Here is a 20619-nt window from a genome sequence, read left to right as displayed (position 1 = left end):
TCGGTGCTCGGTGCTCGGTGCTCGGTGCTCGGTGCTCGGTGCTCGGTGCTCGGTGCTCGGTGCTCGGTGCTCGGTGCTCGGTGCTCGGTGCTCGGTGCTCGGTGCCCGGTGCCCGGTGCCCGGTGCGAGACCGGACCCGGACCCGGACACCGGACACCGGACACCGGACCCGGACCCGGACCCGGACCCGGACCCGGACGGTTGCGGGTTGTCAGGCGTCGGGGAAGAGGGCGCCGAAGCGGGAGAGGTAGAGCGGCCAGCCCTCGTCAGTGGCTACGCCGTCGCGTACGGACTCCCAGCCGGGGCCGTGGCGGTCGAGGTTGCGGTGTTCGAGTTCGACACGGGTACGGCTCGGGGTCTCGGCCACGAAGCGGACCTCGACCTCGCTGGCGTTCTCCGGATCTTGCTCGAGTTGCCAGGTGGGGCCGATGTCCCAGCTGAACAGGAGGCGGTCGGGTGGGTCAAAGGCCAGCACCCGGGCCCAGTGGCACTCGGTGCCGTCCTCGGCCCGGTCGTAGATGTGGCCGCCCACCCTCGGCTCCAGGACGGTTTCCACGACGGGTGACCGCAGCAGGTTGTGCTCGCGCGGCTTGACGTCACCGAATCGCTCGGTGAACACGGCGAACGCCTTCTCTATCGGGGCCTGGACGACGATCTGGCGCCGAACCACGTTGTCGGTCATTCCTTCTCCTCAGCGATGTCCTTGAAGTTGTCCAGGGCTCGGCTCCAATAGGTGTCGAGCTGGTCCCGCAGAGCGGCCACCCCGGCGGGGTTGAGCCGGTAGACCCGGCGGGTGCCGGCGGCGCGGTCGGTCACCAGGCCGGCCTCCTTGAGCACCTTGAGGTGCTGGGAAACGGCCGGGCGGCTGATCGGGAGCACCTCGGCCAGTTCGCCGACCGCGCGTGGGCGCTCGGCCAGGCACGCGACGATCGCCCGGCGGGTCGGGTCGCCGAGCGCGTCCCAGCCGTCGTCCGCTTGGTAAGTCTCCACGAACGGTAAGCTAAGACTTACCGAGCATGGCCGTCAAGGACCACGGCGAAAGAGAAGGTGGTAGGTCAAGGGCGGTATCCGGGGACCGGGTACCGCCCTTGACCTACCAGGGGGCCGCCGACCCGGCGGCTGGAAGCGGCCGGGACGATGCAGCGGCCGGCGCGTCGAAGGCGAGCAGTGGCTGTGCCCGTACCGGCAAAGGGTTTCAGTCTTCGTCGTCCTCGCAGTTGCGGCCGCGGGCGATCAGGTCGCGGAAGTCGGCCATCTTGTGCCGCATCACGCGCAGGTCCTCGTCGAGTTCGGCGCGCCGTCGATGCAGGCGTTCCTCCTGCTCCTGGAGGATGCGCAGGCGGCCCACGGCGTGTTCGGGGGTGCCGGGGCCGAGCTCGACGAAGTGCCGGATCTCGGCGATCGGCATGCCGGTGCGGCGCAGGGCCTGAACCAGCCGGACAAAGCGGACGGCCGCCGGTCCGTAGCGGCGGCGGCCGTCCGAGTTGCGCTTGACCAGGGGGATCAGGCCTTCGCGCTCGTACCAGCGCAGGGTGTCGGGGGTCAGGCCGGTGAGCTCGGACACCTCGCGGATGCCGAGAGCGGTGGGCGTCGCGGTGGTGGTCACCTGGCAAACGTACGCGGTCAGCCCAGGTCGGCCAGGTCGAGCACGAAGCGCCAGCGGACGTCGTTGCGGGACAGGCGGTCCATGGCGCGGCCGACGTCACGGGCGGGGACCCTCTCGACGTCGGCGGTGATCTCGTGGCGGGCGGCGAACTCCAGCATCTCGCGCATCCGCGGGCGGCCCGCGCCGCCCGACGCGACCAGGCGCTTGTAGCCGAACATCAGCGCCATCGCCTCGGGCTCGTAGCGGTCGGGGATGCCGAGCATGCACAGGCTGCCGTCCATCCGCAGGGCGCGCAGGTAGGGCGACGGGTCATGCTTCGCCGAGGCGGTGTCGAGAATGAAGTCGTACCGATCGGCCTGAGCCTTCATCGCGTCGGCGTCGCGCGACACCACCACCTCGTCGGCGCCCAAAGCCCGGGCCGCCTCCGCCTTCCCCGACGAACTGGTGAAGACCGTCACGCCGGCGCCCAGCGCCTGGGCGAACCTCACCGCCAGGTGGCCGAGCCCGCCCAGGCCGACCACGCCGACCTGCTGACCCGCACCAACCGCCCAGCGCCGCAGCGGCTCGTAGACCGTGGCGCCGGCGCACATCAGCGGCGCCACCCCGGCCGGATCCAAGCCGGACGGGACGGGGTACACGAACGACTCACGCACCACATACTCACCGGAGTACGCACCCAGGGTGACGCTCCCGTCGACCCGGTCCCGGCCGCCGTACGTCGTGGTGGGGAACTCGGCGCAGAACTGTTCGTTGCCGGACCGGCAGGCCGCGCACACCCCACACGAATCGACGATGTTGCCCACCGCGACCGGGTCACCCACCCGGAAGGCGGTCACCTCGCCGCCCACCGCCGCGACCTCGCCGACGAACTCGTGCCCGGGCACCAGCGGCGCCGCGCCGGCGGCCAGGTCCTCGGCCGCGTGCAGATCCGTGTGACACACCCCGCACCAGGTGACGCGGACCGCGATGTCGTCCGGGCGGAGATCCCGGCGCTCGAAACGGTACGGCTCCCAGGATCCGCCGGGAGTCGTCAGAGCCATGCCAGTCGTCGTACGCATGGCCGCGACGCTAGGCGCTGGAGTGGACTCCAACGCAACCTCGCGCCTTCACAGAGTCCGCACAGGTCGAGCACAAGGCGTCGACAGAGCCGGAGCCGACAGTGAGCAGGTCCGCTTGAAAACCTGCCCGAAGGACTCCGATGACCACGACGATGCCGGCCCCGCCCCAGGCGGCGCCGAACCCGCCGGCCCCGGGCCGAAAGCGCAACCTCCTGTTCGGCAAGCCCGGCGACCCACGCTGGGTACGGCCCTCGTTGCTGGTGTTGCTGCTGGTGACGGCCGTGCTCTACCTGTGGGGGCTGGGCGCTTCGGGGTGGGGCAACGCGTTCTACTCGGCGGCGGTCCAGGCCGGATCGGAGAGCTGGAAGGCCCTCTTCTACGGCTCGTCCGACGCGGCCAACTCGATCACGGTGGACAAGACGCCCGCGTCGCTGTGGGTGATGGCGCTGTCGGTACGGATCTTCGGGCTGAGCTCGTGGAGCATCCTCGTGCCGCAGGCGCTGATGGGCGTAGCCACCACGGGACTGCTCTTCGCCACGGTGCGCCGGTGGTACGGGCCGGCCGCCGGACTGATCGCCGGGGCGGTGTCGGCGCTGACCCCGGTGGCGGTGCTGATGTTCCGGTTCAACAACCCGGACGCGCTGCTGGTCCTGCTGATGGTGGCGGCGGCGTGGGCGATGACCCGGGCCCTGGAATCCGGGCGGACCAAGTGGCTGGTCTGGGCCGGCGTGTTCATCGGCTTCGGCTTCCTCACCAAGATGCTGCAGGTGCTGCTGGTGGTGCCGGCGTTCGGGCTGGCGTACCTGCTGTTCGGGCCTGTTTCCGTGAGAAGGCGCATCGTGCAGCTGCTGCTGGCCGGACTCGCGATCGTCGTGTCGGCCGGCTGGTGGATCGCCATCGTCGAGCTGGTGCCGGCGTCGATGCGGCCGTACATCGGCGGTTCGCAGAACAACAGCATCCTCGAGCTCACCCTTGGCTATAACGGCCTGGGCCGGCTCAGCGGCAACGAGACCGGCAGCGTCGGCGGCGGTGGGGGTGGCGGCTTCGGTGGCGGCTGGGGCGAGACCGGGATCCTGCGGATGTTCGACTCGTCGCAGGGCGGGCAGATCTCGTGGCTGCTCCCGGCGGCGCTGATCCTGCTGGTCGCCGGGCTGGTGCTGACGCTGCGGGCGGCGCGGACCGACCGGGTGCGGGCCGGGCTGGTGCTGTGGGGCGGCTGGCTGGTGATCACCGGGCTGGTGTTCAGTTTCATGCAGGGGATCTTCCACGCGTACTACACGGTGGCGCTGGCGCCGGCCGTCGGCGCGGTGGTCGGGATGGGCGCGGCGGTGACCTGGCGCGCGATCCGCAACCGCCGGGTCACGGCATCCGACGACGTCGCGACGCCGGCTCACACCGCTCCGGCCTGGCACGCGCCGTTCGCGGCGGTGATGCTCGCGGCGGCTGTCGGGGTCACCGCCTGGTGGTCGTTCACGATGCTCGGCTGGAGCCCGGACTTCGTGCCGTGGCTGCGCTGGGTGGTGCTGATCGGTGGGCTGGTCGCGGCGGTCGGTGTGCTCGGCCTGATGCGGCTGCCGATGCGGGTGGCCGCGGTGATCGCCGGGCTCGCGCTGGGTGCGACTCTGGCCGGACCCGCCGCGTACGCCGTGCAGACCGCGTCCGAACCGCACACCGGCTCGATCCCGACGGCCGGACCGGCCGTCCAGGGTGGCTTCGGTGGTCGTGGTGGCCCGGGCGGCGGTCGCGGCGGATTCCCCGGCGGAGGCGGCCCGGGCGGCGGCCGCGGTGGGTTCCCCGGCGGCGGATTCCCCGGCACCACCCAGCAGGGCGGCACCACCCAGCAGGGCGGCACTCAGCCGGGCGGCACCACCCAGCAGGGCGGCACCACCCAGCCGGGCGGCACTCAGCCGGGCGGCACCACCCAGCCGGGCGGCACTCAGCCGGGCGGCACCACCCAGCCGGGCGGCGGGTTCCCGGGTGGCGGGTTCGGCGGTCGGCCCGGTGGTGGTGGCATGGGCGGCCTGCTCGACGCCGCAACCGTCTCCGACCAGATGAAGGCCCTGCTGGAGCAGAACGCCGGCAACTACACCTGGGCCGCGGCGGCCGTCGGTTCGCAGAACGCCTCCGGCTACCAGCTCGCCACCGAGAAGCCGGTCATGGCCATCGGCGGCTTCAACGGCAGCGACCCGTCGCCGACCTTGGCGCAGTTCCAGGCCTACGTCGCCGCCGGCAAGATCCACTACTTCATCGGGGGTGGCGGCTTCGGCGGCGGCGGCCGGGGCGGCAACGGCTCCGGCAGCAACGACAGCTCGCAGATCTCCGAGTGGGTGGCCGCGAACTACACCGCGCAGACCGTCGACGGTGTCACGGTCTACGACCTGACCCAGCAGTAGTGATCGACCGGCCCGAATCCGCCGAGGCGGCTCTCCACCGGGAGGGCCGCCTCGGCGGCGTGATGCATATTTGTGCTCAGAGCAGCTCTGAGCACAAATATGCATCACCTGCGGGTGGCGGCATTCATAGGCACGGCACAGGTTCGCCACATTCGGGGCAAAGCGCCGCAGCCGACCTTGAAGGCATGAGCCTTTCCACGCTGCCTGAGCACGCCACCGGGTCGCTGCGCCTGGACGCCCCGGTGCTCGACGTCGTCGTTCCGGTCTACAACGAGGAGATCGACCTCGAGCCGTGCGTTCGCCGGCTGCACGGCTACCTGTCGGCCCAGTTCCCCTACCGGTTCCGGATCACGATCGCGGACAACGCGAGCACCGACGCCACCGCGGCCGTCGCCGGGAGGCTGGTCGAGGCACTGCCCGAGGTTACCGCCGTGCACCTGGCGCAGAAGGGCCGGGGACGGGCGCTCAAGCACGTGTGGACACGGTCGGACGCGGCTGTCCTCGCGTACATGGATGTGGATCTCTCGACCGATCTGGCCGCCCTTCTTCCGCTGGTCGCGCCGCTCATCTCGGGCCACTCCGACCTCGCGATCGGGTCGCGGCTCAGCCGCGGATCCCGGGTCGTGCGCGGCGCCAAGCGCGAGTTCATCTCCCGCGGCTACAACCTTTTGCTGCGGGGCACGCTGGCCGCGCGGTTCTCCGACGCTCAGTGCGGCTTCAAGGCGATCCGCGGCGACGTGGCGGCCCGGTTGCTGCCGATGGTCGAGGACACCGGCTGGTTCTTCGACACCGAGATGCTGGTCCTGGCCGAGCGGGCCGGCCTGCGCATCCACGAGGTGCCGGTGGACTGGGTCGACGACCCGGACAGCCGGGTCGACATCGTGTCGACCGCGGTCGCCGACCTCAAGGGCATCGCGCGCCTGGCCCGCGGCCTGAGCACCGGGCGGATCCCGCTGGCGGCGCTGCGCGAGCAGCTGGGCCGCAACCCGCTGCCGGTGGCCGGGGTGCCGACCGGGCTGGCGGGGCAGCTGATGCGTTTCGCGGGAGTCGGTGTGGCCAGCACGCTGGCCTACCTCGCGCTGTACGCCCTGCTCCGGGCCGGTCTGGGTGCGCAGTGGGCCAACCTGTTGGCCCTGCTGATCACCGCGGTGGCCAACACGGCGGTCAACCGCCGGCTCACCTTCCGGGTACGCGGAACCGACCGCGCCTGGCGGCACCAGGCCCAGGGCCTGGCCGTCTTCGGCGTCGGCCTGGCCCTGACCAGCGGATCCCTGGCCCTGCTGCACTCGACCACGGTGGCGCCGCCGAGGTGGGTCGAGCTGGCCGTCCTGGTCACCGCGAACGCGATCGCCACCGGGGTCCGTTTCCTGCTGATGCGCATCTGGGTCTTCAAGGCCGCTTAGCTGGAGCCAAGCCGCTGGAGCCAAGCCGCTGGAGCAAACCGCTGGAGCCAAGCCGCTGGAGCAAACCGCTGGAGCCAAGCCGCTGGAGCCAAGCCGCCGGAGCAAACCGCCGGAGCAAAACCGCTCAGCCGCAGCCACACCCCCGGTGCGATGTCCTGCGGGCATGGATCGGGCATCATCTCGGCAGGCCCGGAGGTATCGAGCTTGCGACCGCCGGGTAACAATGTCATCACCGGGGTTGCTATCAGCCCGGGTCGATGCGTCTGGGAACCGGGGGCCGGACCGGGAGGGTGGCGACATGCTGAGCAGAGAAGACAACCGCAGACTGGCGCAGTTGGAGCGGCAGCTGCTCCGGGACGACCCGGAATTCTGCGAACGCATGTCGGTCGGCCGTCGCCCGATCCGCCGGCGCGTACCGGTCTCCGTCGTGCTGGTGGCGGTCGCGGTGTGGATGGCCGCGTTGATCCTCGCGGTCAGCGGCTGGTGGCTTGGCTCGGCCATCGCGACCACCTGCGCGATCGTGATCGTGGCATCGCTCACGTTCCGTACCCGTCGTCTCCGCGCCGGTGATCATCAGGCGTAGCCGACGGTCGCCTCCGGCACCCCGCGGGCCCGCGCCACCTGGGCCGATTCGGCGTCGACGGCCTTGCGTACCTTGGCCCCGAGCGTCCCGAACGTCGTCACGGTGAGGTCGACCCGCTTCTGACCGGCCATCTTGGCCCGCCACACGCCCGCGACGGTCCCGTCGACCAGCAACACCCCCGGATTGCCGAGGGTCCGCCACACCTCTTTCTGCTGTTTCTTGTCGGGCACGACCAGATCGCGGTCGCGACTCTGCAGCAGCGCGTCCATCGGCGGCACGAACCGCACCCCGCTCGCCGCCGTCGCCGTGGTCAGGTCGGCCACCGCGTCCGCCGGCAGCCACGCCTTGCGTCCGTCGACGCTCACCTCGGCGAGATCGTCGGGCCACACCTTTTTCATCTCGGCCGTCGAGCTGCCGAAATACTTCCCCACCTCGAGCGGCCCGGCCGGCCCGAGCATCCGCAGATAGAGCCGGATCAGCCGATCAAAACCTTCATTGCGCTCGGGTACGCCCGGCCAGTCCTTGATCGGCCCCAGCGTCGCGTCCTTGCCCCGTGACTCGACCCGCAGCCCACCGGCCAGCCCAGCGTGCTGCCACACGTTCCCGGCGATATGCCGGGCATCGCAGGACTTGCAGAAGTACGTGAGTGCCTCCGGCACCAGCTTGCTGACCCGCGTACTCACCTCGCCCCGGGCCATCGACCGGGTGACGACCCGCCGGTTCGCCTCGGCCGTGGCGGTGAACGCCGCGATCCCCAGCCGCATGCCGTCGCGGATCTGGTTGCTCTGAATCCGCGCCGTGGCGTCGGCGTCGCTGACCGGCCACAACGCCCGCGCCAGATCCCACAGGTCCCGCCGCCGGTGCAGATGCGGCGCGCCCCGGGCGGCCCACACCATCACCAGCCGCCGATCTTCGAGATCCGCCGAGGTACGCGCGGCCAGCGCGACCCGCATCGACCCCGGCGTGTACTCCTGCACGCCCAGATCGAGCAGCGGCAGATCGCCCGGCCGGTCGGCGACCCGCTCGGCCAGCCCCAGCGCCGCCACTCGATAGGCCATCACCCGCGCGCGATCAACCTGCTGAACAGCCATGACGCCGACCCTAGGGCACATCTGACGGATCACCCAGGGCTGCGGCGTGGCCCAGAACCTGCCTGACGGCACCCGCGACACGCCCACACATACACCGGCATCAGGGCGCGTCGCGGCGACGCCGGGCACGCTCTGCGCCTCGCCTCGCACCTGGGTGATCCGTCGGATGCGCCCTAGACCGCCATACCTGACATCGCCAGTCAGTTTTACCTGGCGCAGGGAGTGCGAATCGTTCAGCCGTGCTGAGGTGCTCGCGGACCGAGGCGGGCACCTCAGCACGGTCGTCGTTCCGATCGGAGCTGCTCCGGTCAGGCGGCGCGGCGCTTGGCCGAGGCGGTGGCCAGGCGGTCGAGGACCTCGACGGTGGCGTCCCAGCCCATGCACGCGTCGGTCACCGACTGGCCGTAGGTCAGGTCGCCACCCAGGTTCTGGCGCCCGGGGACCAGGAAACTCTCCAGCATCACGCCGGCGATGCCCGCCTGGCCGGCCTCCAACTGCTGCGCGACCTCGTCGGCGACGACCGGCTGGCGCAGGTGGTCCTTGTTGCTGTTGCCGTGGGAGCAGTCGATGACCAGGCGCCCGGGCAGGTCGGCCTGGGCCAGCCGGTCGAGCGACCCGGCCACGTCGGCGGCCGAGTAGTTGGGCCGGCCGCCGCCACCGCGCAGGACCAGGTGGCAGTCGGGGTTGCCGGTGGTGTGCAGGATGGCCGGCGTACCGGAGAAGTCGATGCCGGGGAAGACGTGCGGGACGGCGGCGGCGTTGATCGCGTCGATGGCGGTGCTGATGCTGCCGTCGGGGCGGTTCTTCATACCGATCGGCATGGACAGGCCGCTGGCCAGCTGGCGGTGCACCTGCGACTCGACCGTGCGGGCGCCGATCGCGCCCCAGGCCACCGTGTCGGCGATGTACTGCGGGGTGATCGGGTCGAGGAACTCCACCGCCACCGGCAGGCCGCGGCGGACCACCTCGAGCAGCAGGCGGCGGGCCACCCGCAGGCCGGTGGACACGTCGCCGGTGCCGTCCAGGGCCGGGTCGTTGATCAGACCCTTCCAGCCGACCGTGGAGCGCGGCTTCTCGAAGTACACCCGCATCACGATCAGCAGGTCGTCGGCGAGCCGGCCGGCCTCGGCGACCAGGCGGTCGGCGTACTCACCGGCCGCCTCGGGGTCGTGCACCGAGCACGGTCCGACGACCACCAGCAGCCGTGGATCTCGGCCCTGGAGCACCGCTTCGACCTGTTCCCGGCCGGCGAGGACCGCGTCGTGCAGGTCCTCGGTGAGCGGCAGCTCGTGGTGGAGCAGGGCGGGGCTCATCAGCGGGACGGCGATCTTGATGCGCTGGTCCCGGACCCGCTGCACCTCGGGGATGGTCATGGCTACCTTTCCGCCGGGCGCCCAGAGGGGCGTGAGCCGGCTTGTTTTTCACAAACGAAAAGGCAGCGACATGATTGTCGCTGCCTCGGCCGGCTCGGGCGGGGTGTCTCAGGTCATGCGGTTACAACCGAGGACACCGGCTGAGCCGGCCTCGTAAACCGCCAATACCAACGGGACACGCCGACAGCCTACCGGATGACCGGGGCGCGGCCGAAACCCTCAGCTCCCGGGATTCCCGGTCGATGCTCAACGGTGTGGAGCGTTTGCCTGTGGGATCGGCATCAAGCAGCCTGGACGACGCCGCCGCGGCCGGTGCGGAGGCCGCGAACGCGGCGTACGCCCAGCTCGCCGGCGCCCAGCCCGGTCTGGTGATCGTTTACGCCTCGATCCGCTACGACCTGCCCGCTCTGCTGGCCGGAGTCCGTGGCGTCACCGGCGAGGCGCCGCTGATCGGGGCCAGCACCTCCGGCCAGTTCTCGGACGGCGGCTACCTGCCGCCCGACACCGGCGTGAGCGTGCTGATGCTCGCGGCGTCCCCGTACCGGTTCGGCGCCGCCATGGTCGACGGCATCGGGGCGGACACCCTCGACGCCGGCCGTGAGCTCGCCCGCCGAGCCATGGCGGCCGTTGGCGGCGACACCCCGTACAGCGCGCTGCTGGTGCTGGCCGACGGCATGTCCGCCGACATGCAGAGCCTGCTCACCGGGATGTACCGGGTGACCGGGGCCCGGGTGCCGGTGGTCGGCGGTGCGGCCGGCGACGACCGCACCTTCTCCGGCACCAAGGTGTTCTTCGGTGACCGGGTCATGCAGGACGCCGCCGTGGCGGTGTGGATCGGCTCGGACCACCCGCTCCGTGTGGTCTCCGGGCACGGCTGGCAGCCGCGCACGCTGCCGATGCTGGTCACCCGGGTGAACGGCATGATCGTCGAGGAGATCGACGGCCGCCCGGCCACCGAGGTCTTCAGCGAGACCGTCGCCAAGGACACCCAGGCCCGCTCGGAGTACTTCGAGGGCGCCTGGGAAGGCTGGCACACCGGGCACTCGTTCAGCCTCATCGAGCCGGACGGTACGCAGCTCATTCGCGGCGCGTTCGTCGACCAGAACGGCGTTCTGAGCACCTTCGTGCCGCTGCCCGAGTACTGTGCCGTGCAGATCGTCTCGGCCGACCGGGAGGCTCTGCTGCAGGCCAGCGAGGAACTCGTCGGCGACGCGCTGCGGGAGACCATCGACCCGGCCGTGCTGCTGATGTTCAGCTGCATCGCCCGCACCGACCTGCTCGACACCCGCGCGGCCGAGGAACCCGCCCGGGTACACAAGGCGGCCGGCCCGGTCAGCACCTTCGGCTTCTACACGTACGGCGAGTTCGGCCGCAGCACGGGAGTCGCCGGCTATCACAACGCCACGATCACCGCCCTCGCCCTGTGAGGGTGGGGAAACCGTGACGGTTGAGGCCGACCGCATGCGCGAGGAACGCGACAACGCCGTCGCGGCCACCCGTGACGCCTACCGGCAGACTTCGCGTCTGATCCGGGTCCTCACCGTGCTCGGCCGGCCGTCGTCGCCGGTCCAGCTGGTCGACGAGACCCTGGTCGTGCTGGCCCAGACGTACGCGGCCGACATCGCCGCGATGGTCCGGGTGACCGGTGGCACGCTGCATGTGACCAGCGCGTACGGCATCCCGGAGGGCGACGCCGCCTACACCGAGGGCTGGGCGCTGGCCGGCGGCGCGGCCGAGGCACTGACCGCGGGTCGCGTCGTCGCCCGCACCGGTGACGCACTGGACCAGGCCTGCGACCTCCCGCCGTCGATGTTCGAGCTGTCACCGGGCTCGGCCGTCTGGGTGCCGGTGGGCGAGGCCGGCGCGGCCGAGGAGCTGCTGATCATGTACCGGGTCAGCGCCACCGGGTTCCCGGCCGGCGACCTGCCCGTGCTCGGCTCGGTGGCGGCCCGGCTCGGGCTCGCGGTGGAGGCCCGCCGGCGCAGCGCCGCGGTCGAGAACCTGGCCACCTTCGGTCACCGGCTGTCCAGCCGGCTGGACCTGGACTCGATCTTCGACGAGGCCGTGAGCCTGCTGCCGCTGCTGGTGGACGCCGATCACGCCGGGCTGGTCCGGGTCGAGGACGACGTCGCCCATCTGGTCGCGTCCACCCAGGACACCGGTGTGCCGTCGCCGGACCGGCCGGTCGCGACCGCGAACTTGATCGGCTGGGACGTGACCCGGTCCGGCGCCCCCTACACCGGCCAGTACGACCATCCCGACATCGGCGGGTCGGTGCTGGCCGTACCGGTCATCCGGGAGGGCTCACCCACCGTCGTCATCTACGCGTTGCGGCGCGACCATCGGCCGTTCCGCCCGGACGCCGTCGACTCGGCCACGATCTTCGCGAACTACGTCGGCGCCGCGATGGCGAACGCGGAACTGTACCGGGCCCTGGGCAGCAGCGAGAGCCGGCTGCGGCTGATCACCGACTCGATCAGCGACCTGATCGCCGTGGTCGACGGCGCCGGCCGGTTCGGCTACGCGTCGCCGTCGCACGACCGTGAGCTCGGCATCGCACCCGAGCACCTGCTGGGTCGTGCGGTCACCGACCTGGTGCACAGCGCGGACCGCCCGGAGGTGGCGGCGGCGCTGGCCCGGCCGTCGGACTCGGCCAAGGTCGAGTATCGGCTGCGTACCGGGGACGACTCGTGGGTGTGGGTGGAGAGCGCGCTGCGTCCGGTGCCCGAGGACGGCACGCTGGTGCTGTCCTCCCGGGTCATCGACGAGCGCCGCCGGCTGGAGGACGAGCTGCGCCGGCGCGCCACCCACGACCCGCTGACCGACCTGGCCAACCGCGCGCTGACCGCGGAACGGCTCGACCTGGCGCTGAGCCGGAGCGCCGAGGACGGCACCGGCGGCGCCGGCCACGTCGGCCTGCTCTTCTGTGACCTGGACAAGTTCAAGGAGGTCAACGACCGGCTCGGGCACGAGGCCGGCGACGACCTGCTGATCCAGGTGGCCGACCGGTTGCGTAAGTGCGTACGCCCCAGCGATCTCCTGGCCCGGTTCGGCGGCGACGAATTCGTGATCCTGCTCGACGGAGTGGCCGACCTGGACGCGGTCACCGAGGTCGGCAACCGGGTCGTCCGCGCCCTGGAGGCACCGTTCTGGCTGCACGGCGGCTGGGTCGAGATCTCGGTCAGCGTCGGCGGCGTGCTCGGCGACCGCGGTCAGTCCCGGGCCGGCGCGATGCTGCGCGACGCCGACGCGGCCATGTACGCGGCCAAGAACGCCGGCCGCGGCCGCGTCGAGGTGTTCGACGAGGACGCCTCCCAGGACAGCCTCGGCCGGCTCGAGCTGCGCTCCGACCTCGCCCAGGCCCTGGCCCGGGACGAGTTGTCGATCCACTATCAGCCGATCGTGGAGCTGACGAGCCGGCGGATCCTCGGTTTCGAGGCGCTCTGCCGCTGGGCCCACCCGACCCGCGGCTCGATTCCGCCGGACGTGTTCATCCCGCTGGCCGAGGAGACCGGCGCGATCATAGGCATCGGTGAGTGGGTGCTCGGCCAGGCCTGCCGCCGGCTCCTCGACTGGCAGCGGCTGCCCGGCCGCGAACAGTTGCGGATCAGCGTCAACCTGTCGCCGATCCAGCTGCAGTCACCGGACGCGGCCGCCCGGACGCTCGACGTCATCACCTCGGCCGGTGCCGACCCGTCGGACGTCTACCTGGAGATCACCGAGCACAGTTCGATCCGGCAGGACGTCACCGACTTCGTCAGCACGCTGCGGGCGGCCGGGGTGCACTTCGCGCTGGACGACTTCGGCATCGCGTACTCGAATCTCAGCCATCTCAAACGCCTGCCGGTGGAAATCCTCAAGATCGACAAGTCGTTCGTGGCCGGTCTGCCGGCCAAGGACACCGACCGCGGCATCGTGCGGGCCGTGCTGGCCATCGCCGACTCGCTCGGCCTGACCGTGGTCGCCGAGGGCATCGAGACCGCCGAGCAGCGGGCCGAACTGATGGCGCTGAACTGTGAGCAGGGCCAGGGCTACCTGTTCTCTCGCCCGGTCACCCCGGCCGAGGCGACCGCCCTGCTGCGAGCGGGCTCGCTGCTGGCCGCCTGAACATCCGCCCGCCGGGGTATGTCCAGACTCCCCGGCTCGTGGTCGGATAGGGAACATGAACGAGGTCTCCGCTCCGGACCTGCTCGATGAGCTGCTCGAACTGTCCCCGCGCGACCGCTTCCAGGCCGTCGCGACGGTTGTCGCCCGGGTCTGGGAGACGCCGTCGGTGCTGCTCGGCGAGATCCCGCCGACCCAGGCGATCACCGCGGTCGCGGTGGTCGCGGCCGGGCTGCCCGCGGCGTACGGGAAAAGCTGGCTGGACCATCGCCTGGCCGCGGCCGCCCTGCCGAGCGTCAGCCCCGAGCTGGCCGGGCGGGCCCTGTGCGCGCTCGACGTGATCGTCGGCCGCGACCGCGAGTCGGTCCCGCTGGAGCTGCACGTCAGCGACGGCGAGGCGGCCGGCGCGCTATTGGACGACCTCCGCGACGTGCTGATGGACGGGCTCCGCCGCGTCTGGTGAGGTCAGCGGCAGCCGCACGGTGAACTCGGTCCGGCCGGGCACCGAGCGTACCGACACGGTGCCGCGGTGCGCGGTCACGACCGCGTGCACGATGGACAGACCCAGGCCGGTGCTGCCGGCCGCCCGCGACCGGGAGCTGTCCCCGCGCGCGAAGCGTTCGAAGATGTGCGGCTGGAGCTCGGCCGGAATGCCCGGGCCGTGGTCGGTCACGGTCAGCAGGGCTTCGTGGTCGGTCGCGCCCACCCCGACGGTCACGGTCGTGCCCTCGGGAGTGTGGGTACGCGCGTTGGCCAGCAGATTCGCCAGCACCTGATGCAGCCGCGCCCGGTCGCCGATCACGCTGACCGGTTCCTCGGGCAGGGCCGGCCGCCAGTCGTGCCGGGGCCCGGCCGCGTGCGCGTCGCTGACCGCGTCCACCACCAGCATGGTCAGGTCGACCGGCTCGTGATCGAGCGGCCGCCCGGCGTCCAGGCGGGCGAGCAGCAGCAGGTCCTCGACCAGCGTGGTCATCCGCACCGCCTCGGACTCGACCCGGCGCAGCACGTGCCCGACCTCCTCCGGGATCGGTAGCCGGCTGCGGCGGCTGAGCTCGGCGTACCCGCGGATGGCGGCCAGCGGGGTGCGCAGCTCGTGGCTGGCGTCGGCGACGAACTGGCGTACCTGCATCTCACTGTTGTGCCGTGCCTCGAGCGCGTTGCCGACGTGGTCGAGCATCCGGTTGAGCGCGGCGCCGACCTGGCCGACCTCGGTGCGGGCGTCGGTGTCCTCGACCGGCACCCGCTGAGCCAGCTCCACCTCACCGCGGTCGAGCCGCAACTCGGACACGCGCGTCGCGGTCGCGGCGACCCGGTTCAAGGGCTCGAGGGTACGCCGCACGATGTACGCCCCGGCCACGCCGGCCGCGATCAGCGAAAGTAGGATTCCGCCCCCGATGACCAGCCCGACCGACAGCAGCGTGTTCTGGGTCTCGGCCAGCGACACCCCGGTGACGACGACCTGGTTGTGCACGAACTGCGAGCTCACAAGGTAGTCACCTCGATCGCCGCCGAGGTCGACGCGGACGTGCTCGGCGGTGGGCGCCAGCGCGGCCAGGTCGCGCACGGCGGCGTCGGGCAGGCTCTGGTAGTCGCCGCCCTCGCTCGGGTCGAAGCGCTCGCCGGTGGTGGGCGGCCGGAACGCCACCACGCCCCCGAACGCGCCGGGAGCGCCGGTCGCCGGATCAGGGCCGAAGACCATGACGATGCTGCCCGGCTGCACGCCGCCCGGCGGGTGTTGCTTGAGATAGTCGAGGAAGTCGTCCTGAGTGATCCCGGGGCGGCCCCGGGGCCCGCCCAGCGTCCGGGTAGTCGTTTCGGTCAGGCGATCGTTGGCGCGGTCGTAGAGGATCTTGTGCAGGAAGATCTCGGCGGCGCCGCCGACGAGCAGGCCGAGGGCGGCCAGCAGCACGATCATGATCGCGACGAGGCGGGCGCGCAGGGGCCAGCCGCGCGGGCTGCGCCAACGGGACGGGTGCCGGGGTGATGCGTATTGGTGCTCAGAGCCGCTCTGAGCACCAATACGCATCACGTCGGGCTGGGTCATGTCAGTCGGCCGGCTTCAGGACGTAGCCGGCGCCGCGCATCGTGTGGATCATCGGGTTGCGGCCGGCGTCGATCTTCTTGCGCAGGTACGAGATGTACAGCTCGACCACGTTGGCCTGGCCGCCGAAGTCGTAGTTCCACACCCGGTCCAGGATCTGGCTCTTGCTGAGCACCCGGCGTGGGTTGCGCATCAGATAGCGGAGCAGCTCGAACTCGGTCGCGGTGAGGGTGATCAGGTCGCCGCCGCGGCGGACCTCGTGGCTGTCCTCGTCCAGCGACAGGTCGCCGACGTGCAGCTGCGACTCGGCGCGCAACGGCGAGCGGCCCATCCGGCGCATCAGCCCCCGCAGCCGGGCGACCACCTCTTCCAGGCTGAACGGCTTGGTCACGTAGTCGTCGCCGCCGGCGGTGAGGCCGGTGATCCGGTCCTCGACGGCGTCCTTGGCCGTGAGGAACAGCACGGGCACCTCGGGCGTCTCGCCGCGCAGCCGGCGCAGCACCTCGAGCCCGTCGATGTCCGGCAGCATCATGTCGAGAACGACGGCGTCCGGGCGGAAGTCGCGGGCGGTACGCACGGCGGTCATCCCGTCGCCGGCACTGCGCACCTCCCACCCCTCGTAGCGCAGGGCCATCGAGAGCAGCTCGGCCAGCGTGGGTTCGTCGTCGACGACGAGCACCCGGACCGGGCCACCGTCGGGGCGGCGGAGTTCGGTGCTCGTGTCGGGGTTCGCCATCGTCATGCTCCCACTCTGGCGGCCGAGGCTATGCCGGCCCTTTCCGTTCCCTGTGTAACACCTGTGCGGCGTCGGCACAGCCGGAGCTGGGTTTTCGCACAGCGCGTTGACACCGTACGGCGGAACTGTCGGTGCCATGACGAGGACGATGAACTGGCGGATGTCGGTGGTGGCGGTGTGTGCGGCGCTGGGCCTGGCCACGGTGTTCGGGCCGGGCGAGGTGGCGGTGACCAGGCCGGGTGCGGGCGATTCGGTGAGCGCGGCGGACTCGATCCGCGCGGTCGGAATGCTGGCCGACGCCGCGCCGGGTGTGTCGAAGCGGGACGAAACGGTTTAGAACGGGCAGGATGGCGCCGGTCGTGGAACCGAGCGCTGGGAGATCGAGTGGCACGGGTGATCGGTCTGCTGGCCGCGCTGATCTTGGTGGTGCTGCCCGCACCCGCCTACGCGGATCCGGGCGACGCGTGGCCGGACGGCGTGGACTCCGACGCGATCCGGGCGGCCACCGTGGGCGCCGCCTCGGTCACCGCCGGCCGGGCCCACTCGTGCGCGACGACCAGCATCGGCCGGGTCTACTGCTGGGGCAGCGACAGCGACGGCCAGCTCGGTGACGGCCCGCCGGCGAACGACGTGAACCGGGCCGTCCCGGTCAGCGCGCCGGCCGGAATGCCGGTGGTGGTGCAGGTCGACGCGGGCGACGAGCACACCTGCGGGCTGGAGCACAACGGCGCGGTGTTCTGCTGGGGTGACAACTCGGCGGGTCAGCTGGGCGTCGGCGACAACGTCGACCGCGACGCCCCGGCCCAGGTCGCGTTCCCGGCCGGCTTCGTGCTGGTCGAGGTGACCGCCGGGGCCGGGCACAGCTGCGCGATCGACGAGCAGGGCGCGGCCTGGTGCTGGGGGCGGGACGACCACGGTCAGCTCGGCGACGGCGGCACCGGTGACACCGACCGGCCGGTGCGGGTGTCGGACGCGACCGGACTGACCGATCCGGTGGTGGACATCGCGGCCGGCGGAGACACCACCTGTGCGACGACCGCCGACGGCGTGGCCTGGTGCTGGGGGGCCGGCGACCGTGGCCAGGTGGGCGACGGCAGCGGCACGGACGCCGACCGGCCGGTCCGGGTCGTCGCCACCGGGGCGCTGCACGACGCGCAGGTGCGCCAGGTCGCGGTCGGGAAGCAGCAGTCGTGCTCGGTCGACCAGGGCGGGCGGGTGGCGTGCTGGGGGCGTACCGCCACGGGGGTCGAGAACGCGCCGAAGGCTCAGGGCGGGCCCTGGTTCCAGCAGGTGGCGCTCGGTGGCGAGCATGTCTGCGGCCTGGACCGGCAGGCGGCGGCCTGGTGCTGGGGCGGGAACAGCGAAGGTCAGCTCGGTGACGGCGGAACGGCCGGCCAGACGGTGCCGCGCAAAGTGGCCGGCAACTTGCGTGATCTGGACAGCGGAGACGAGCACACCTGCGGGCTCGATATGCGATATATCGCATTCTGCTGGGGGAACGGCGGCTCGGGCCGGCTCGGGGCCGGGGCGGGCGGCGCGAGCCGCGTACCCGTGCGGGTCGCCGGTCTGCCCCGCTCACCCGCGGCCGTGACCGGCGTGCGAGCCGTGCCCATCCACCGCGGCCTGCGGGTCTCCTGGCGGCCGGCCACCGACTTCGGCTCCGGGGACTTCCTCGCCTACCTGGCCGTGACCTCGGGGTTCGAGGCATTCTGCACGGTCGGGACGGCCACCGGGTCGACCTGCGACCTGACCGGTCTGACCAACGGCCAGCAGTACGACCTGACCGTGTTCACCTACGCGACCGACGGCACCACACTGAGCGAGTTCGCCACCGCGACACCCGGCGTGACCGCCGTCCCGGCCAAGCCCACACCCGGTGACGAGCCGTCCACGGCTCCGGGTAGCGGCGGCGGTGCGGCCCTACCGGCGACCACCTCGGAGGCGATGGTCCCGCCCACCATCGCGCTCGGCTTCCTGCTGATCGGCCTCGGCCTGACCGCGCTGCTGGTCAGGAAAAAGACAGCGCCGCGTCGCGGATCTCCGAAGCCCCCTCCTTGAGCCGCTCGGTCCAATACGGCCGATTCCAGTTCACCCAGGTCACGTCGCCGACGAACTGGTCCGTGCCGGACGCCGAGACGGTCACCCCGGCCCCCGGGCTGACCACCAGCCTCAGGTCGTGCCCGCTCGGCACGCCGGCCATGTGCGCGGACGGGTCGGCGTACCCGAGCAGCGCCCACGGCACCCGCACGACCAGGTCGTCGCCCTCGCGCCGCCACAACGCCCGGCTGTCCGAATCCTTGTCGCCCGGGCTCCAGCTGCCGTAGCGCAGCGCGCCGGCGTTCAGGAACTCGGCCGGCAGCTTCTCGCCGGTGCTGGGCACGGTCAGGTCGCGGTTGACGACCAGCTCGAAGCGCCGCCAGCCCGGCGGGGCCGGGCCACGCGCCGAGGCGGCCGCGCGGTAATCCAGCGGCAGAGGGTCCAGCAGCTGCCGCAGGTACGCCTGCCCGGTGTGGCTGACCAGGTCGAAAGTCAGCGCGGCGTCGCCGGTGGCGTCGGCCGACCCCGGCGGCGGCGGCCCGTTCACGGCCGGCAGCACGTCGAAGGAGAGCGTGAGCGCGGTCGGCGCCGGGTCGCCGAGCCGGATCCGCAGATGCAGGTACGACTCGTCGACCCGGCTGATGACCCGGCGGGCCGGCCAACCCCCCTCGGTGTCGAACAGGAACTCGGGCGGCGTGTCCGGTGGCCCCGCCGGGTCCATCGCGATCAGCCCGAAGTTCTGCTCGTTGGTGTACGGGTCGTGCCACAGCTGCCGGCGCTCCGGGTCCTGATGCTCGATGGTGTTCCAGGTGAACTTGAACCACTCGTCGGCCCAGCCGAACAGGAACCCGCCGCTCAGACCCTGGTCGTGGATGAGCCGCAGCAGCCCGGCGTCGATCCGCATCGCCTCGCGCTCACTGTGGTCGCCCTGGCTGCGGCCGAGCGGCGCGTTGTGCGCCGACCCGATCGACGACGGCACGCCGAACTCGGTCACCAGCACCGGCATCGTCGCGTGGTGCTTCCGCAGACGGGCGAGATATCCGGCGTACGGGTCGGAGCGCCCGTTGTACCGGTAGGTCTGCAGCGCCGGCTCGTGCCGCTGGAAGTCCGGGTAGTAGGGGTAGGCGTGGTAGCTGGCGAACGTGCCGGCCGGCCACGCCGGCGTGGGAAGAACGTGGTTGGCGTCGAGCTGCACCAGGTCCTCCTGGGCCAGGGGCTCCTCCGGGTGCCGCAACGGGTCGGTGGTCGGCCAGTTGGTGAACGCGATCGGCTCGCTCAGGCCACGATTGGCCTGATAGGTGGCCAGCTCGTTCATCCTGGCGGCAAGCCAGCGCTCGGCCGGCGTGGCGTTCGGCGTACTCGTGAAGAACCTGCCCTTGACCGATGGAGCGGTGGCGTTGCGCCGGTCCGAGGCGGAGGTCGCGAACGGGTCGAGCTCGACGCCGACGATCCAGCCGGCCAGCCAGGGCGTGACGTCGGTGTCCCAGGTGCCGCTGGACCGGCCGCGCCTGGGCGTCCGCGTCAGCTCGCCCGCCACGGCGGCCGACGCGTCCTTCAGCTCGGCCTGGAAGGCGCTGGTCACGGCCTTGTCGTAGAGATTCTGCTTCTGGACGTAGGACTCGTCCGGGAAGTAGGCGCCCTGCATCAGGTAGATCGGACGGTCCGGATTGGCCCGGTTGTAGCGGGCCAGCTCCTGGTAGAAGGCCGGCGGGTGGATCGTGTAAACGCGTACGACGCGCAGGCCGAGCCAGCCCATCGCGGCCAGCCAGGTGCGGTACTGCTCCCGCGTGATCGACAGCTCGCCGGGCTGGTGGCCGGGCGTGGTGCTGCCCAGGTTCACGCCGGGCAGAAAGCTGACATCGCCGCCGACCGTGTGCAGAACGAACGTTCTTTCTTGCGCACTGGCAACCAGATGCAAACCCTTCTGGGTACGGAAGGCCGGCGCCCAGCTGCGCCCGTCCGGCGGCGACGGAATCTTGTCCATCCCCTGGATCGCGAAGGCTGGCGAGGTGACCGCGGGTGCGGCCACCGCTCCCGTCAACGGCAGACACATGGCCAGCGTGGTGAGGACGATGGCGGCCGCCTTGAGCCGTCCGAACCGTGGTCGGGCCGGGGCCTGGACCAGATTGATCGGAAAGTCCCCCACGCAGGCATTCTGCGCGGCCGGAGTTGCCGTTTGCGGGGTTTTGTCGGG

General features: G+C 71.7%; 17 protein-coding genes. 8 read left to right on the top strand and 9 right to left on the bottom strand.

Translation table 11 applies throughout. The features are described from left to right. Positions 1–211: 211 nt before the first annotated feature. From ACGFIO_RS26060 to ACGFIO_RS26045, 4 genes are all read right to left on the bottom strand, one after another. Positions 212–682, bottom strand: a complete 471-nt coding sequence (locus tag ACGFIO_RS26060; protein ID WP_392829421.1) for an SRPBCC family protein — start codon at positions 680–682, stop codon at positions 212–214. Next, a complete protein-coding gene (locus ACGFIO_RS26055; protein WP_392829420.1) occupies positions 679–990 on the bottom strand; it encodes an ArsR/SmtB family transcription factor in 312 nt (103 codons plus the stop codon). The genes ACGFIO_RS26060 and ACGFIO_RS26055 overlap by 4 nt, the downstream gene beginning before the upstream one ends. A 205-nt stretch (positions 991–1195) precedes the next feature. Then, the gene (locus ACGFIO_RS26050) at positions 1196–1606 is read right to left on the bottom strand and encodes a MerR family transcriptional regulator (protein ID WP_392829419.1); all 411 of its coding nucleotides are present in this window, start codon (positions 1604–1606) and stop codon (positions 1196–1198) included. Between the two features lie 17 nt (positions 1607–1623). Then, entirely contained in the window at positions 1624–2664 is a 1041-nt protein-coding gene (locus ACGFIO_RS26045; RefSeq protein ID WP_392829418.1) for an NAD(P)-dependent alcohol dehydrogenase, read from the bottom strand. 140 nt (positions 2665–2804) lie between these two features. Between ACGFIO_RS26045 and ACGFIO_RS26040 the strand changes: the two genes are divergently transcribed. From ACGFIO_RS26040 to ACGFIO_RS26030, 3 genes are all read left to right on the top strand, one after another. Continuing rightward, entirely contained in the window at positions 2805–5057 is a 2253-nt protein-coding gene (locus tag ACGFIO_RS26040) for a glycosyltransferase family 39 protein (protein ID WP_392829416.1), read from the top strand. A 185-nt stretch (positions 5058–5242) separates the two neighbouring features. Further along, complete coding sequence (locus tag ACGFIO_RS26035; RefSeq protein ID WP_392829414.1) at positions 5243–6460, top strand: glycosyltransferase; 1218 nt, start codon at positions 5243–5245, stop codon at positions 6458–6460. Between the two features lie 298 nt (positions 6461–6758). Further along, positions 6759–7043 carry a DUF3040 domain-containing protein gene (locus ACGFIO_RS26030; protein WP_392829413.1) on the top strand — a complete coding sequence of 95 codons (285 nt, stop codon included), beginning with the start codon at positions 6759–6761 and terminating at the stop codon, positions 7041–7043. On the opposite strand, the gene ACGFIO_RS26025 is transcribed toward ACGFIO_RS26030, so the two are convergent. After that, positions 7034–8134, bottom strand: coding sequence for a DNA glycosylase AlkZ-like family protein (locus ACGFIO_RS26025; protein WP_392829411.1), 1101 nt, complete (start codon positions 8132–8134; stop codon positions 7034–7036). The genes ACGFIO_RS26030 and ACGFIO_RS26025 overlap by 10 nt on opposite strands. A gap of 308 nt (positions 8135–8442) precedes the next feature. Then, a complete protein-coding gene (locus tag ACGFIO_RS26020) occupies positions 8443–9507 on the bottom strand; it encodes a 3-deoxy-7-phosphoheptulonate synthase (protein WP_392829409.1) in 1065 nt (354 codons plus the stop codon). A 269-nt stretch (positions 9508–9776) separates the two neighbouring features. Here ACGFIO_RS26020 and ACGFIO_RS26015 point away from each other — a divergent pair, with 269 nt between their 5' ends. Genes ACGFIO_RS26015 through ACGFIO_RS26005 form a run of 3 tightly spaced genes read left to right on the top strand, consistent with a single transcriptional unit; the run spans position 9777 to position 14074 of the window. Then, positions 9777–10934, top strand: coding sequence for an FIST signal transduction protein (locus tag ACGFIO_RS26015; protein ID WP_392829407.1), 1158 nt, complete (start codon positions 9777–9779; stop codon positions 10932–10934). 13 nt (positions 10935–10947) lie between these two features. Continuing rightward, positions 10948–13614, top strand: coding sequence for a putative bifunctional diguanylate cyclase/phosphodiesterase (locus ACGFIO_RS26010; protein ID WP_392829406.1), 2667 nt, complete (start codon positions 10948–10950; stop codon positions 13612–13614). Between the two features lie 55 nt (positions 13615–13669). Continuing rightward, positions 13670–14074, top strand: coding sequence for a hypothetical protein (locus ACGFIO_RS26005; protein WP_392829404.1), 405 nt, complete (start codon positions 13670–13672; stop codon positions 14072–14074). Here the strand turns inward: ACGFIO_RS26005 and ACGFIO_RS26000 are convergent. Both ACGFIO_RS26000 and ACGFIO_RS25995 read right to left on the bottom strand, forming a co-directional pair. Next, entirely contained in the window at positions 14021–15526 is a 1506-nt protein-coding gene (locus ACGFIO_RS26000; protein WP_392829402.1) for a sensor histidine kinase, read from the bottom strand. The genes ACGFIO_RS26005 and ACGFIO_RS26000 overlap by 54 nt on opposite strands. A gap of 130 nt (positions 15527–15656) precedes the next feature. Then, entirely contained in the window at positions 15657–16394 is a 738-nt protein-coding gene (locus tag ACGFIO_RS25995; protein WP_392829401.1) for a response regulator transcription factor, read from the bottom strand. Between the two features lie 130 nt (positions 16395–16524). Here ACGFIO_RS25995 and ACGFIO_RS25990 point away from each other — a divergent pair, with 130 nt between their 5' ends. Next, positions 16525–16725: a hypothetical protein gene (locus ACGFIO_RS25990; RefSeq protein ID WP_392829399.1), complete on the top strand. Its 201-nt coding sequence runs from the start codon at positions 16525–16527 to the stop codon at positions 16723–16725. 47 nt (positions 16726–16772) lie between these two features. Further along, positions 16773–18446: a hypothetical protein gene (locus tag ACGFIO_RS25985; protein WP_392829397.1), complete on the top strand. Its 1674-nt coding sequence runs from the start codon at positions 16773–16775 to the stop codon at positions 18444–18446. Here ACGFIO_RS25985 and ACGFIO_RS25980 read toward each other — a convergent pair. Further along, entirely contained in the window at positions 18397–20571 is a 2175-nt protein-coding gene (locus tag ACGFIO_RS25980; RefSeq protein WP_392829395.1) for a hypothetical protein, read from the bottom strand. The genes ACGFIO_RS25985 and ACGFIO_RS25980 overlap by 50 nt on opposite strands. Positions 20572–20619: the final 48 nt, after the last annotated feature.

It is taken from the genome of Actinoplanes sp. NPDC049265, from assembly GCF_043197135.1.
Classification (GTDB): Bacteria; Actinomycetota; Actinomycetes; order Mycobacteriales; family Micromonosporaceae; genus Actinoplanes.
Note: the sequence above shows the minus strand (reverse complement) of the source record. Positions and strands in the feature narration are given on the sequence as shown.

Bases quoted from the DNA above. Each gene is read 5' to 3' on its own strand.
- ACGFIO_RS26060 (WP_392829421.1), bottom strand. From the start codon at position 682: ATGACCGACAACGTGGTTCGGCGCCAGATCGTCGTCCAGGCCCCGATA.
- ACGFIO_RS26045 (WP_392829418.1), bottom strand. From the start codon at position 2,664: ATGCGTACGACGACTGGCATGGCTCTGACGACTCCCGGCGGATCCTGG.
- ACGFIO_RS26040 (WP_392829416.1), top strand. From the start codon at position 2,805: ATGACCACGACGATGCCGGCCCCGCCCCAGGCGGCGCCGAACCCGCCG.
- ACGFIO_RS26035 (WP_392829414.1), top strand. From the start codon at position 5,243: ATGAGCCTTTCCACGCTGCCTGAGCACGCCACCGGGTCGCTGCGCCTG.
- ACGFIO_RS26030 (WP_392829413.1), top strand. From the start codon at position 6,759: ATGCTGAGCAGAGAAGACAACCGCAGACTGGCGCAGTTGGAGCGGCAG.
- ACGFIO_RS26025 (WP_392829411.1), bottom strand. From the start codon at position 8,134: ATGGCTGTTCAGCAGGTTGATCGCGCGCGGGTGATGGCCTATCGAGTG.
- ACGFIO_RS26020 (WP_392829409.1), bottom strand. From the start codon at position 9,507: ATGACCATCCCCGAGGTGCAGCGGGTCCGGGACCAGCGCATCAAGATC.
- ACGFIO_RS26005 (WP_392829404.1), top strand. From the start codon at position 13,670: ATGAACGAGGTCTCCGCTCCGGACCTGCTCGATGAGCTGCTCGAACTG.
- ACGFIO_RS26000 (WP_392829402.1), bottom strand. From the start codon at position 15,526: ATGATCGTGCTGCTGGCCGCCCTCGGCCTGCTCGTCGGCGGCGCCGCC.
- ACGFIO_RS25995 (WP_392829401.1), bottom strand. From the start codon at position 16,394: ATGACGATGGCGAACCCCGACACGAGCACCGAACTCCGCCGCCCCGAC.
- ACGFIO_RS25990 (WP_392829399.1), top strand. From the start codon at position 16,525: ATGACGAGGACGATGAACTGGCGGATGTCGGTGGTGGCGGTGTGTGCG.